Source organism: Rhizobium sp. A22-96, from assembly GCF_053521805.1.
Window position 1 is genome coordinate 297,578 of sequence record NZ_JBNWDQ010000002.1, and the last position, 12,854, is coordinate 310,431.

Here is a 12,854-nt window from a genome sequence, read left to right on the forward strand (position 1 = left end):
GCTCAGGGGCTGACGCGCTCCCAGCTTTCATCCATCTGGTTGCGAAACCAGGTCATCTGGCGCTTGGCATATTGCCGCGTTGCCGCTGACGCGGTTTCAAGAACCTCGTCGCGCGTCATCTCGCCCCTCAGCATCGCCGCGATCTGCGACACCCCGATCGCCTTCATGACCGGCATCTCTGCCGGCAGATCCAGCGCCAGCAGAGCCCGCACCTCCTCTTCGGCCCCCATCGCCAACATCGCCTCGAAGCGGCCGTTGATGCGCTGATGCAGCAGGGTGCGTTCGGGCAGCACCACGATCTTTTGCGCGCGGTCAGGATCGATCACCACGAGCCCGGTCTTGCCTTGATAGGCGGCGATGGATTGCCCCGTCGCCTCGATCACCTCCAGAGCACGGACGATGCGCTGGCCATCCTGAGGATTGAGGCTTTCTGCAACGGGAGCGTCACGAGCGGCAAGCTCGCGATGCAGGATCTCAGCTCCCTCCGCGAGCAACCGTGCGCGCAGGCTGTTGCGGATCTCCAGGGGAATGGCCGGCATATCCGAAAGACCGCCCGTCAGCGCCTTGAAATAAAGTCCTGTTCCGCCGACGAAAACGGGCAATTTCCGCTCACCGCGCAAGCGCGCAACCAGTTCGGTGGCCTCGCGTAGCCAGACGCCGGTGGAATAAGCCCGTCCGGCCGGAACGTGACCATAGAGATGATGCGGAATGCCTTCCATATCCTCTTCGGAAGGCCGTGCAGTCAGCAGCCGCAACGTATCATAGACCTGCATACTGTCGGCATTGATGACCACGCCGTCATGCGCACGGGCCAATTCAACCGCAAGCGCGGACTTGCCGCTGGCGGTCGGCCCGGTTATCAGGATCGCGTCGATATCGCTCATAAGGTTTCTGCTCATGGCCTTCGTTGCCACGCTTATTGCCAATCCGTCAAACCCCGTTCTTGTTCCGGCGATTGCCGAACGGGCAGCAGAGGCCGCCAAGGCTTCCGGGCTCTATTGGCTGGCCGACGGCATTGCCTGCGATATCGCGCTACGTGACGATGCCGATCTGCAGGCGGCCGAAGCCAATATCCTCGCCACGATCGGCAACGCGCCGATCGACCTTGTCATTCAGAGTGCCGAGACCCGGCGCAAGAAATTGCTGATCGCCGACATGGATTCCACCATGATCGGCCAGGAATGCATCGATGAGCTGGCAGCCGAAGTCGGCCTGAAGGATAAGGTCGCCGACATTACCGCCCGCGCCATGAACGGCGAGATTGCCTTCGAACCGGCGCTGCGCGAGCGCGTGGCTTTGCTGAAAGGCCTGCCGCTCTCCGTCGTCGACGATGTCATCGCCAAGCGCATCACCCTGACGCCGGGCGGCCCCGAACTCATCGCCACCATGAAGGCGAAGGGCTATTACACCGCCCTCGTTTCCGGCGGCTTCACCGTCTTCACCAGCCGCATCGCCGCGACGCTTGGCTTCGACGAGGATCGCGCCAATCTCCTGCTGGAGGAGAATGGCGTGCTGACTGGTTTTGTTGAGGAACCCATCCTCGGCAAGCAGGCCAAGGTCGATGCACTCAACGATATCGCTGAAAAGCTCGGCATTTCCACCGACGAAGCACTCGCCGTCGGCGACGGCGCCAATGATCTCGGCATGCTGCAACTCGCCGGTTCCGGCGTCGCGCTGCACGCCAAGCCGACGGTTTCAGCACAGGCAAGGATGCGCATCGACCACGGCGACCTGACCGCCCTGCTCTACATCCAGGGCTATCGAAAGAGCGACTTCATCAAACCATAGAACCGGCAGAGTTGCCGAAATCGGGGGCACCGATGATCATCACGGAAACCGAACGCCTCATCATCCGCAATTGGCGCGAGACCGACCGCGACCTGGCCTTCGAGATCAACTCCGACGATGCGGTCATGGAGTTTTTTCCGTTCCGCCGCAACCGCACGGAATCGGATGCCTTCTTCGACCGCGTCCACTCGATGATCGCCGAGACCGGCCTCGGTCTTTATGTTCTCGAACTCAAGGCAACTGGCGAGGCAATCGGCTATTGCGGGCTGATGCGAACCGATCACCTGGAACCATACATCGCGGCCGGAACAGTCGAAATCGGCTGGCGGCTGGTGAAACGGCATTGGGGCAAGGGCCTGGTCAGCGAGGCGGCGCGGGCACTTTTTGCCCATGGCTTTGAAAAGCTCGGTCTCGACCAGATCGTCTCTTTTGCCGTGCACAACAATGTCAGGTCGACCGCCGTCATGGAGCGGATCGGCATGCATCGCGTCGTCGGTGGCGATTTCGATCACCCTGTCGTACCGGATACCCACCCCCACCTGAAACACCATGTGCTCTATCACCTGACGGCAGCAGAGTGGCGCGCCGGGCGATGACATCGGTTGAAACATCGCGGTTGATCTTGCGGCCCTGCCGGGAAGAGGATCGCGATCTCTTCTACGAACTCAGCTCCGATCCCGCCGTCCTCAAATTCTTTCCCTTTCGCCGCAGTCGCGAAGATGCCGATGCGGTCTTCACCATGATCCGGGAGCTCACGTCGCAGCCGGGATTCGATCTTCTGGTGATGACCCTGAAGCAAGGCGGTGCGGCAGTCGGGCTTTGCGGCCTGTCGAAGCCGCAACTCCAACCTCATCTGCCCGAAGGCGTGGTGGAGATCGGCTGGCGGATCTCGGCGAGCCATTGGCGCAACGGCTACGCCACCGAAGCCGGCATGGGGCTTCTGCACCATGCCTTCGAGACACTGAAGCTCGCAGAAGTCCTGTCGATCGCCGTGCATGACAATTACCCTGCCCTGGCGGTCATGCGAAAAATCGGCATGGATGCCGACCCAACAGGCGATTTCGACCATCCACAAATTCCGGACACGCATCCGCATTTGAAGCGCCACGTCGTTTATCGCTTGAGCGCCACCGCGTGGCGCTCGCTCCGGACCCGGCCAGCCGAAGGCTGAGCGCCTATTCCAACGGGACGGCGATAAAGCGCAAGTCACCCTTCGGAGACGCAATCATCATCTGCGCGTTGCGGCGTCCTTCGCGCTTCAGCGACGATACCTTTTCCGAAGCAGCACTCGGTGTCTGCACGAACTCCTGAGCAACTTCCACGACGACATCGCCCGGCTTCAAACCTTTCTCGGCCGCAGCCGAACCCGGCGCCACTTCGGTGATGACGACACCGTCGACACTGTCGGCAATGCCGAAGCTCTTGCGGTTTTCCGCGGTCAGCGTCGCCAGTTTCATGCCGAGTATGGCCGAACTTGCCTGGGCCGGTGGCTGAGCCTGCGGCGACTGCTGCTGGTTGTCGCCCTGATCCTCTCCATCCATGCCGTCATCATTGCCATCATCGCTCCCATCGGGATTGATGATGCCGTCACGGTTGCCGTTGCCATCGGGCGCAAGCTGCGGTTTCTTGTCCTTGTCGGTGCTGGCTGCTGCCGCCTGATCGCTATCCTCAAGCCGCCCGAGCGTGACCTTGACGGTCTGTTCCTTGCCATCGCGGAAGATGATCACATCGACAGCCTTGCCAACCGGGCTTTCGGCGACCACGCGCGGCAGGTCGCGCATCTCGTCCACATCCTTGCCGTCGAACTTCAGGATGATGTCACCCGCCTTGATGGTGCCATTGTCGACCGGGCCCCCCTTGATGACGCCGGCCACGAGCGCACCCTTGGCGCTGCCAAGACCGAGACTGGTCGCGACATCGTCCGTTACCGGCTGAATGCGCACGCCAAGCCAGCCGCGGCGGGTTTCGCCGAAATCTCTCAGCTGGTTGACGACGCCTTCGGCCAGTTCCGAGGGCACGGCAAAGCCGATGCCGATCGAGCCGCCGCTCGGGGAGATAATGGCCGTGTTGATGCCGATCACCTCGCCCTTCATGTTGAAGAGCGGGCCGCCGGAATTGCCCTTGTTGATCGCGGCATCCGTCTGGATGAAATTGTCATAGGGGCCGGCATTGATGTTGCGCCCACGGGCCGAGACAATGCCGATGGTAACGGAGCCGCCGAGACCAAAGGGATTGCCGATCGCCATCACCCAGTCTCCGATCCGCATCTTGGCGGAATCGCCGAACTTGACGGCGGTCAGCGGGTGCTTCGGCTCGACCTTGAGAACCGAAAGATCGGTCTTCGTGTCCGTTCCGATCAGCTTTGCCTTCAGCTTGGTGCCGTCAGGAAAGATCGCTTCGATATCGTCAGCACCCTCGATGACGTGATTGTTAGTGACGATATAGCCTGCAGGATCGATGACGAAGCCGGAGCCGAGCGAGCTGACCTTGCGGTTGCTGTCGTCATTGTTCCGGTTCTTGAAGAAATCGTTGAAGAAATCCTGGAACGGTGAATTGTCCGGCACTTTCGGCGTCGCCGGTCCATCGCCCTCATCCTTCACCTTCTGCGAGGTGGAGATATTGACGACGGCATTGAGCAGTCCAGCCGCAAGATCAGCCACCGAAGCGGGGCCGGCGTTCATTGCCGGGTTCATCGACATGGTCGGCGTATTTGCGGGCGGCGTCTGGTTGTTGGTAACGGGCGGGGCCTGAATACCAGCGCCCAAACCACTATTCTGTGCCTGAGCGAAAGCCTGTTTCGCGCCGCCCGCAACAGGGCCGGCAATCAACGCGATGCTGGCCAGCAAAGCGAACGAACGTCTGAAGGGCAGGCTAGTGTTCGAAGCCATCAGGCATCCTCGTCGAATTTGGGAAATCTTGTATAAGCATCAGCATAAGGCGGAATGATGAAGCATGAAATCACCTTTTTGCGATATCCCCGAACCTCCGCCCGGCCCTTGGCTTTATGGTAAAGGTGCGGCCTCGTCACATAAAGAAAAGGGCCGCCGTGAGGCAGCCCTTCGATTTCAGCGCATGACCCCTCAGTTCGCAGGGGTCGTCGTCGGATTGGCAAGTGCCGGCGCAGCGGAATCGGGCGCCGTGCCATTCGGACTATCAAAGAACTTGAAGAAGTCCGACTTGTTCGGCGGCAGCACCAGCGTCTTGCCACCGTTGACGAATGCCTTGTTGTAGGCAGCCATCGTGCGGTAGAATTCATAGAAGTTCGGATCGCGCGAGGAGGCATCGGCAAAGATACCGTTGCGCTCTGCTTCACCCTGACCACGCAGGACTTCCGAATCCTTCTGCGCATCCGCAACGATCTCGACGACCTGACGGTCGGCAATAGCACGGCGGCGCTGGCCTTCTTCGTTACCCCGTGCGCGGATCAGTTCCGCTTCCGCCAGACGTTCGGCCTTCATGCGGTCGTATGTCTGCTGCGAGACTTCCTGCGTCAGGTCGGTGCGGCGAATACGGACGTCCTCGATGTTGAGGCCGAGCGTTTCGGCATCGCGATGCAGATCGTCACGCACTTCGGTCATCATCGACGCGCGTTCGTTGGACAGCGCCGCTTCGAAGCCGCGCAGACCGTAGACGCGACGCAGCGAGGCATCGAGGCGGGTTCTGAGACGCGATTCCGCCGCGTCGCGATCACCCGACACCGTTTCGCGGAACTTCCGCGCATCGGTGATCTTGTAGACGACGAACGCATCGACTTCGTAGAACTTACCACCCGAAACCTGGACGCGGATATTGTCCAGATCGAAACGGAGCTCCTGCTGCTGGATGTACTGGACGCGGTCGGCGTCCATGAACGCGAAGGGCAGCTTGAAGTAGAGGCCCGGCTCCGTCTTGACCGCGCGGATCTGGCCGAAGCGCAGGACGATGGCCTGCTCCTTGGCGTTGACCACGAACACCGACGAATAGACAAGCAACAATATCACCGCAAGCGCGATAAGAATGGTAGGCAAACGGCTGGACGTCATTATTTGGCCTCCGGCTGAGCTGCAGTGGCAGGCTTGGCCGCCTGCGTCGTGGACTGCTTGCCGACTTCATTCAGCGGCAGGTAGGGAACGACGCCCTGCTTGTCGTCGATGATGACACTGTTGGAATTGCCGATAACGGTCTCCATGGTTTCAAGGAACAGCCGCTTGCGCGTCACTACCGGTGCCTTGATGTATTCGTCATAGATCGAGATGAAGCGCTGAGCCTCACCCTGAGCTTCCTTCACGACGCGATCCTTGTACGCAGCTGCTTCTTCGCGAATCTGAGCCGCGCGACCGCGAGCCTGACCGAGCTGCTGGTTGGCGTACTGATTGGCTTCTTCGACCTGCTGGTCTTCGTTCTGCTCGGCACGCTGCACCTCATCGAAGGCATCTGCCACTTCACGCGGCGGCGAGGCATCCTCGATCGGCACGGCGTTGATGGTGATGCCAGCGCCATAGCGATCCATCGTATCCTGAATGATCGCCCTCACCTGAACGGCGATTTCCTGACGGTTGTCACGATAGATGTCCTGGGCGGGACGACGGCCAACAACTTCACGCATTGCGCTTTCGGAAACCTGCTGCAATGTCTCGTCGGGGCTTTCGAGATTGAAGAGGTATGATTGCGGGTTGGTCACCGCATAAAGAACCGAAAACTGCACGTTGACGATGTTCTGGTCGCCGGTCAGCATCAGACCGTTGGTCGAACCGGCTGTCGAACGGCTACCGATATTGCGCTGCTGTTCCGTCACCTTGACGAACTCGACGCGATCCATCGGCCAGAAATGGAAGTGCAGGCCGGGCATCGAAACTTCCGTGTTCGGCTTGCCGAAACGCAGTTCCACGCCGCGCTCATCGGGCTGCACCGTGTAGACGCACTGAATGAGCCAGAAAACACCGATAACAGCGGCAATGATAAGAAAGACGCCGGCGTTGAAGCCACCGGGGATGAACCCCTTCAGCCTGTCCTGGCCGCGGCGAATAATATCCTCAAGATCCGGAGGACCACCGTTACCGCTTCCTCGCGGCCGGTTCGGTCCCTGCCCCCAAGGTCCCTGGTTATTTCCACCACCGCCGCTGCCGCCGCCGCCCCACGGGCCGCCACCGCCGCCATTCTGATTGCTCCAAGGCATCAAGACCTCTTTGTTTGTTGAACCCCAATATCGCGCCGAACCCACGAAATTCGCAGGCGGCAGCGATTGTTTCCCGTTATAGGTATCGACACACCTGCTTTCAACGCGACTTGAGGAAGTTCGTCGGATTAACTGGAAAATATTTGCTTTTTCGCCGCCGCTTTCATGCTTTTCGCCTAAGATAGGTGACGAACCGCGTCGGATAGGTGTCCTTTTCACCTGCCGGCAAGGCAAGCTCGCTATCAACCCGCCAAAGGGCCGGATCGATGATCGGAAAGGATGTGTCGCCATCCACCTCCGCTTCGACATGCGTGATCAGCAATTGGTCGGCCAGACCGATCGCCTGCCGATAGATCTCTCCGCCACCGAGAATGCAGATTTCGTCAATGCCGCCTTCCGCGGCAATGTGGGCGGCTGCATCAACGGCCTCTTCCAGCGAATGCGCCACCGTCACGCCTTCGGGCGAAAAGCTTGCATCGCGCGTAATCACGACATTCGGACGGCCAGGCAGCGGCTTGCCGATCGATTGGAAGGTCTTGCGCCCCATGATGACAGGTTTGCCGAGCGTCATCGCCTTGAAGCGCTTGAGGTCGGAAGACAGCCGCCAGGGCATATCGCCGTCGCGCCCGATAATATTGTTGCGCGATACGGCAACGACGATGGTCTTGATCGGCTGGGTCATGCGTCTTCCTCAAATACGGTCGCTGCCGTCATATGCGAGTCGGCCTTGCGCTTCCGCCGCATGATAGTCTGGACGATGGATCAAGAGCACCCCTTTCAACGCCCCGTCAGATACCTTTATTGAGCCCGTCGAGCTGCTCGGCCAGCACGCCGCCGCCTTCCCGGTCCTCCGCCATCTTGCGATAGAGGCCAGCCATTCCCCTGAATATCAGGGAGGCAGGATCATCTTCGCCGAGAAATTCCGAGATCTCCTCCATCTCGGCAACCCAGCGATAGGCCTTCGGATACATGTCCGGAATGCCCTGCACCAGTTTTGCATCGAGATCCGGCTGGCTGTCCTGAAGTTCGCGTTTCAGCGCCTCGTCCGCACCGGAACGGATCGCCGCAAGCAGCATGGCCGTACCCAGACCCGTCACGCCCTTATTGATGCCGGCATAGCACATCTTCAGGGCCGAGGCGGCACCGATCGCCCCATCGACACGGCGCACCTCGAGGCCTCGTTCAGAAAGCACGGCGCCGCTGTTGGCCTGGTCGCCGCTCACATAAAGCTTTGGCCCCTTTTGCCCGCTTTTCGGCGGCCCGCCGATGATGCAGCCATCGAGAACGACGCCGCAATCATTGCCGAAAACGGCCGCGACCTGCGTCATCGTCTGCGGCGAAATCGCGTTGCAGTCCATGAACACCGTTTTCGAGCCGCGCTGGCGTATCGCGGCAGCGACCTGTTTGGCCACGCCAATGGCACTGGCAGGCGGTACGATGGAGAGGATGAGACCCGCGCCGGCGATAACGTCTAGCCCGACGGGCTCCATACCCGCAGCCTTCGCACGCTCGATGGTCGCCGGTGAGCGGCCCTCAAGGTAAGTCAGCACCTTCGCACCGTTTTCGACCAAACGCCTCGCAATGGCGCTGCCCATCGCGCCTGCTCCGATGACTGCAATATCCACGACTGAACTCCTTCTCCACGCAAGGCGACAACATAGCGCCTCGGGCATGACCGGACGAGCGGAATGGCTAGCGGTAACGATAAGTTTTACTGCGCGTGGAGAACTTTCCGCAGCCTACTTTGCACCGCATGGCGGATTGGGCTGAGGCTAGACGTTGCGCAGAACAAGAACGGCATAGGTGCAGGGCTTGTCGCCCTCGTTCCTGAACACACAATCCGTCGGTGGGCCGAGCTCGAGACAATCGCCTGCCGACATATGATGTCTTGCAGTGCCCTCGATAAAGGTCAGTTCACCCTCCAGCACCCAGATGAGCTGCCGCATGAACGCATAGGCCGATGCCGGCATCGGAACGTCCGCGCCTGCAGGCAATTCGATGCGAACCAGATCCAGCGGCAGATCCGACTTTGGGGAAACATGCCGCCGCTCATAACCAGTCTGCGGATCGACCCAGACGGGCTGATCCTCCTTCTTCAAGAAACGACCCTGCTGCATTTCCGCACGGGCCATCAAGGCCGACATACTCAGGCTGAAGGCGCCCGACAGCTTACCCAGCAGCGTCGCTGTCGGACTGCTTTCCCCGCGCTCGATCTTATGGATCATGGCGCGCGAAACGGCGGAGCGTTCCGCAAGCTCCGTCAGCGACCAGCCGCGGCTCTCGCGTTCGATGCGAATACGTGCGCCTATCCGCCTGTCTATATCGTCAAGATGGGACATATGTGCTACTATAGTAGACTATTGGAAAACCCGCAATTAGCTGGGCAAGCTTAATAATATCATGGACAATCGCTGAAATCGGCGTATGAGAGACGTAAGGATCAATCCAACATTCATCCAATTTAGTGGATAGCTTCACGGAGCAGCCGATGCAGATTCGCGATGCCAATGATGCCGATATTGCGGGAATAACCGCGATCTACAATGACGCTGTCGTCAACACGGCCGCGATCTGGAACGACACGCAGGTCGACATCGACAATCGCAGGCTATGGCTGCAGGATCGGCGCAAATTGGGCTATCCGGTGCTTGTCGCCACCAACGACCATGGCGATGTTGTCGGCTATGCCTCGTTTGGCGATTGGCGCGCCTTCGACGGTTATCGCCACACGGTCGAACATTCCGTCTATGTCCGCAACGACCAATATAGAAGCGGTATCGGCAAGGCGCTGATGGTCGAACTGATCGAACGTGCCAGAGCGATCGGAAAGCATGCGATGGTCGCCGGCATTGAGGCTGGCAATGCGGCCTCTATCAGGCTTCATGAAAAGCTCGGCTTCCAGCAGGTCGGCCTGCTCCCGCAAGTCGGCACGAAGTTCGGCCGCTGGCTTGACCTCGCTTTCCTGCAATTGCTGCTCGACGAGCGTACTGATCCCGATTCAAAACCCGCAGCCTGAAAGCTGCCGCATCACTCTGCTCACAGAGGCGGGCGCCGGCTAAACCGCGACTTCGGCCGCGATCGCGGCGTGCGGTTCGTAACCGAAAACTTCGAAATCCTCAATACGGTAGTCATCGATGCTGTCAGGCCGGCGCAGCAGGCGCAGTGTCGGAAAGGGCTTGGGATCACGGCTCAACTGCTCACGGATCGCATCCAGATGATTGAGATAGAGGTGGACGTCACCACCCGACCAGACCAGTTCCCCCATATCCATGTCGACCTGCTGCGCGATCATCGCCAGCAAGATCGCCTGCTGCGATATGTTGAAGGGATTGCCGAGGAAAAGGTCGCATGAGCGCTGGAAGACCATCAGGCTGAGGCGCGGACGGCTGCCGTCTGCATTGGATATATTCGACACATGGAACTGATAGACCATGTGGCAGGGATGCAGCGCCATCTCGGCAAGCTCACCGACATTCCAGGCATGAAAGATCATGCGGCGGCTGCTGGGATTGGTCTTCAGATCCCTGATGACGGATGCTAGCTGATCATGCACGCGGCCCTCGGCATCGCGCCACTGGCGCCATTGTTTGCCATAGACCGGACCGAGATCGCCCCACTGAATCGCAAAACCTTCGTCTTCCAGAATCCGTTTCTCGAAGGCGACCTGGTCGATGTCCTCGCCGGTGGCCTTGCGATATTTCGCGAGCGGCCAATCCGTCCAGATCCGCACATTTTCCTTCAGCAGATTGCGGATATTGGTGTCGCCGGTCAGAAACCAGAGCATTTCCTTGACCGCGAGCTTCCAGTAGACGCGCTTGGTCGTGAAGATCGGGATCTGCCCCTTCGACAGATCGAAGCGCATCATCGCGCCGAGACCGCTCAAAGTGCCGACGCCCGTCCGGTCGATGCGCCTGTCACCATGTTCGAGCAGGTGCGCCATCAGGTCGAGATATTGATACTCCGGGTGGCGAACCATCTTCAGCTCCGAAATCGTTCTTGAAGTTTTGCAGTCGGCGCGAAAACCGCCAGCGGCAATTCATCGGCCTACGATCAGCCGATTCCTTTTTCGCGAGTTTAATGACAAGCCGGCACGAAACCAACCATAGCGCGGCGTAATCCCGGCCAAATGTCGTATCCGGCGTCGCCAACCGCTGTTTTGGCAAAGCATTTGTGACAATTGCCCTTCCCTTCGCCCGCGGAAAACACTATATCACCCTTGCCGGTCTTCGGGCCGGCTATGGCGATAAATGAGCGGTGTAATAAACCTATTGGACCCGGGGGCGGTACCCGGCGCCTCCACCAAAAACCGGCCGGCAAAATCGGCGTCAGACCGGCTTTTGATGGGGGCGAAACAGGATCGACAAGGGTGTAAAGATCGACTTTTTGCTCGGCATTGTACCGCCGTTATCGGGCTAAAATTGTAGTTGCAAACGACAACTATGCGGAAGCTCGTCTCGCTGCTTAATCGCGGTGTGACACTTCAAATAAAGTCCTAAGGGGTCGCACTCTTAGGCGGGGTTCGAAGGCACCTGGCAACAGAAGCCTTCACCTTATCCTCCAGTGCTATATTATAGTAAGACAAGGCGATGACTCGCGCACGGGGCTTTCCCCTTGGCGCCGAGCGTGGCATAAGCCTTTAAAAAAACATGGGCTAACGAAAGACAGGAAAGCATGGCGCAGGATCACATCCGCTACGATATTTTGGCACAGGACGCCCTGCGTGGAGTCATCCGTAAGGTGTTGACTGAAGTCGGCGCTACCGGCCGTCTACCCGGTGATCACCATTTCTTCATCACCTTTCTGACGGGCGCGCCTGGCGTGCGCATTTCGCAGCACCTGAAGTCGAAGTATCCGGAGCAGATGACCATCGTCATCCAGCATCAGTTCTGGGATCTGAAAATCACCGAGAGCCTGTTCGAGATCGGCCTGTCCTTCTCCGACGTCCCGGAAAAGCTGGTCGTACCTTTCAATGCGATCCGCGGCTTCTACGACCCCTCGGTCAATTTCGAACTCGAATTCGACGTTCCCTTGGCCGACGACGAGGAGGAAACCACGTCCGGCGAGATCACCGCCTATCCGGTTCCGGCCGAAGGCGCGGAAGAGCCCGTGGCAGCCAAGGATGGCGAGGAAAAGAAGCCGGGATCTGTCGTATCCCTCGACTCATTCCGCAAGAAACAATAGCCGTATCAGGGGGAGCATCTGCTTCCCCTTTCCACATCGCCAATAGGAAGAGCTCGATGAGCGCGGAAATCGTCAATCTGCGTCAGTTTCGCAAGAAGCAAGCCCGTTCCGAAAAGGAAAAGGAGGCTGAGCAGAACCGCATCAGCTTCGGCCGCACCAAGGCAGAAAAGAACCTGACGAAAGCGCTCAACGACAAGGCCGCGAAGACCCACGAAGCTGGTCGGATGGACACGCCGAAAGCAGACGAATAATTACTGTGTCGGCATAAAAAAACTTCAGAAATCAGTTGCTTACTAAAGCATTTTGAATCATTTTCAGAAACACCCTACCCTTTCCGATTTTTGATCGATCCACCGATGATCCGTAAACATTCCGCGACGCTGCATGGCCATCGCACGAGCTTTTCCCTTGAGGACGCCTTCTGGACAGAACTGAAGGCGATCGCCAATGCGCGCGGCATCTCGCTCGCAGCACTGATCTCCGAAATCGACGACGGGCGTGAGGCCGGCAGCAACCTCTCCTCTGCGCTGCGCCTTTATGTTCTCAAATGGCTGAAAGACCGCCACTAGAACATTTCCGCTTTTCTTCGAATCGCGAAAACGCTCTATCTTTTTCTTTCTTGACGCATTCCGGATGGAAAACCGCTGCGCACTTTTCCTGGAAGTGCTCTGGCAATTCCTGGGAAATACGGCAGCGCTCCTTTGGCGGCTTGACCGCCACGGCTGCGAAC

At 59.0% G+C, this 12,854-nt stretch carries 15 protein-coding genes and 1 other RNA gene; 8 read left to right on the plus strand and 8 right to left on the minus strand.

Features of this window, described 5'->3' with window-relative positions; all coding sequences use genetic code 11:
• Window positions 1-2: 2 nt before the first annotated feature.
• Window positions 3-884 (minus strand): tRNA (adenosine(37)-N6)-dimethylallyltransferase MiaA, encoded by an 882-nt coding sequence (gene miaA, locus ACQZ6F_RS07925; RefSeq protein ID WP_449092192.1) that lies wholly within the window; start codon window positions 882-884, stop codon window positions 3-5.
• 13 nt (window positions 885-897) lie between these two features.
• On the opposite strand from miaA, the gene serB reads away from it, so the two are divergent.
• Genes serB through ACQZ6F_RS07940 form a run of 3 tightly spaced genes read left to right on the plus strand, consistent with a single transcriptional unit; the run spans window position 898 to window position 2,959 of the window.
• On the plus strand, window positions 898-1,788 hold the full coding sequence (gene serB, locus ACQZ6F_RS07930; protein ID WP_449092191.1) for a phosphoserine phosphatase SerB: 891 nt from the start codon (window positions 898-900) through the stop codon (window positions 1,786-1,788).
• Window positions 1,789-1,820: 32 nt separating this feature from the next.
• Complete coding sequence (locus ACQZ6F_RS07935) at window positions 1,821-2,384, plus strand: GNAT family N-acetyltransferase (RefSeq protein WP_449092190.1); 564 nt, start codon at window positions 1,821-1,823, stop codon at window positions 2,382-2,384.
• On the plus strand, window positions 2,381-2,959 hold the full coding sequence (locus ACQZ6F_RS07940; RefSeq protein WP_449092189.1) for a GNAT family N-acetyltransferase: 579 nt from the start codon (window positions 2,381-2,383) through the stop codon (window positions 2,957-2,959). Before ACQZ6F_RS07935 ends, ACQZ6F_RS07940 begins: the two co-directional genes overlap by 4 nt.
• A gap of 4 nt (window positions 2,960-2,963) precedes the next feature.
• Here ACQZ6F_RS07940 and ACQZ6F_RS07945 read toward each other — a convergent pair whose 3' ends face one another.
• From ACQZ6F_RS07945 to ACQZ6F_RS07970, 6 genes are all read right to left on the minus strand, one after another.
• Window positions 2,964-4,676: a DegQ family serine endoprotease gene (locus tag ACQZ6F_RS07945; protein ID WP_449092188.1), complete on the minus strand. Its 1,713-nt coding sequence runs from the start codon at window positions 4,674-4,676 to the stop codon at window positions 2,964-2,966.
• Between the two features lie 192 nt (window positions 4,677-4,868).
• Window positions 4,869-5,810 (minus strand): protease modulator HflC, encoded by a 942-nt coding sequence (gene hflC, locus ACQZ6F_RS07950; RefSeq protein ID WP_077468968.1) that lies wholly within the window; start codon window positions 5,808-5,810, stop codon window positions 4,869-4,871.
• A complete protein-coding gene (gene hflK, locus ACQZ6F_RS07955; protein ID WP_077468970.1) occupies window positions 5,810-6,943 on the minus strand; it encodes an FtsH protease activity modulator HflK in 1,134 nt (377 codons plus the stop codon). Before hflK ends, hflC begins: the two co-directional genes overlap by 1 nt.
• 163 nt (window positions 6,944-7,106) lie before the next feature.
• On the minus strand, window positions 7,107-7,625 hold the full coding sequence (locus ACQZ6F_RS07960) for a dihydrofolate reductase (RefSeq protein ID WP_449092187.1): 519 nt from the start codon (window positions 7,623-7,625) through the stop codon (window positions 7,107-7,109).
• A gap of 106 nt (window positions 7,626-7,731) precedes the next feature.
• Entirely contained in the window at window positions 7,732-8,568 is an 837-nt protein-coding gene (locus ACQZ6F_RS07965) for a DUF1932 domain-containing protein (RefSeq protein ID WP_449092186.1), read from the minus strand.
• Window positions 8,569-8,715: 147 nt separating this feature from the next.
• Window positions 8,716-9,282, minus strand: coding sequence for a helix-turn-helix domain-containing protein (locus tag ACQZ6F_RS07970; RefSeq protein WP_449092185.1), 567 nt, complete (start codon window positions 9,280-9,282; stop codon window positions 8,716-8,718).
• Window positions 9,283-9,431: 149 nt separating this feature from the next.
• Between ACQZ6F_RS07970 and ACQZ6F_RS07975 the strand changes: the two genes are divergently transcribed.
• Window positions 9,432-9,959 carry an N-acetyltransferase family protein gene (locus ACQZ6F_RS07975; protein ID WP_449092184.1) on the plus strand — a complete coding sequence of 176 codons (528 nt, stop codon included), beginning with the start codon at window positions 9,432-9,434 and terminating at the stop codon, window positions 9,957-9,959.
• Between the two features lie 39 nt (window positions 9,960-9,998).
• Here ACQZ6F_RS07975 and ACQZ6F_RS07980 read toward each other — a convergent pair whose 3' ends face one another.
• Window positions 9,999-10,919 (minus strand): thymidylate synthase, encoded by a 921-nt coding sequence (locus tag ACQZ6F_RS07980; RefSeq protein ID WP_449092183.1) that lies wholly within the window; start codon window positions 10,917-10,919, stop codon window positions 9,999-10,001.
• Window positions 10,920-11,122: 203 nt separating this feature from the next.
• Here ACQZ6F_RS07980 and ssrA point away from each other — a divergent pair.
• The 4 genes from ssrA to ACQZ6F_RS08000 all read left to right on the plus strand — a co-directional run bounded on the left by ssrA (window position 11,123) and on the right by ACQZ6F_RS08000 (window position 12,693).
• Window positions 11,123-11,493, plus strand: a transfer-messenger RNA (tmRNA) gene (gene ssrA, locus ACQZ6F_RS07985).
• Window positions 11,494-11,614: 121 nt separating this feature from the next.
• A complete protein-coding gene (locus ACQZ6F_RS07990; protein ID WP_174071616.1) occupies window positions 11,615-12,124 on the plus strand; it encodes an SspB family protein in 510 nt (169 codons plus the stop codon).
• Window positions 12,125-12,180: 56 nt separating this feature from the next.
• A complete protein-coding gene (locus ACQZ6F_RS07995) occupies window positions 12,181-12,375 on the plus strand; it encodes a DUF4169 family protein (protein ID WP_077468980.1) in 195 nt (64 codons plus the stop codon).
• A 105-nt stretch (window positions 12,376-12,480) separates the two neighbouring features.
• Window positions 12,481-12,693: a ribbon-helix-helix domain-containing protein gene (locus tag ACQZ6F_RS08000; protein WP_068398545.1), complete on the plus strand. Its 213-nt coding sequence runs from the start codon at window positions 12,481-12,483 to the stop codon at window positions 12,691-12,693.
• Window positions 12,694-12,854 lie beyond the last annotated feature (161 nt).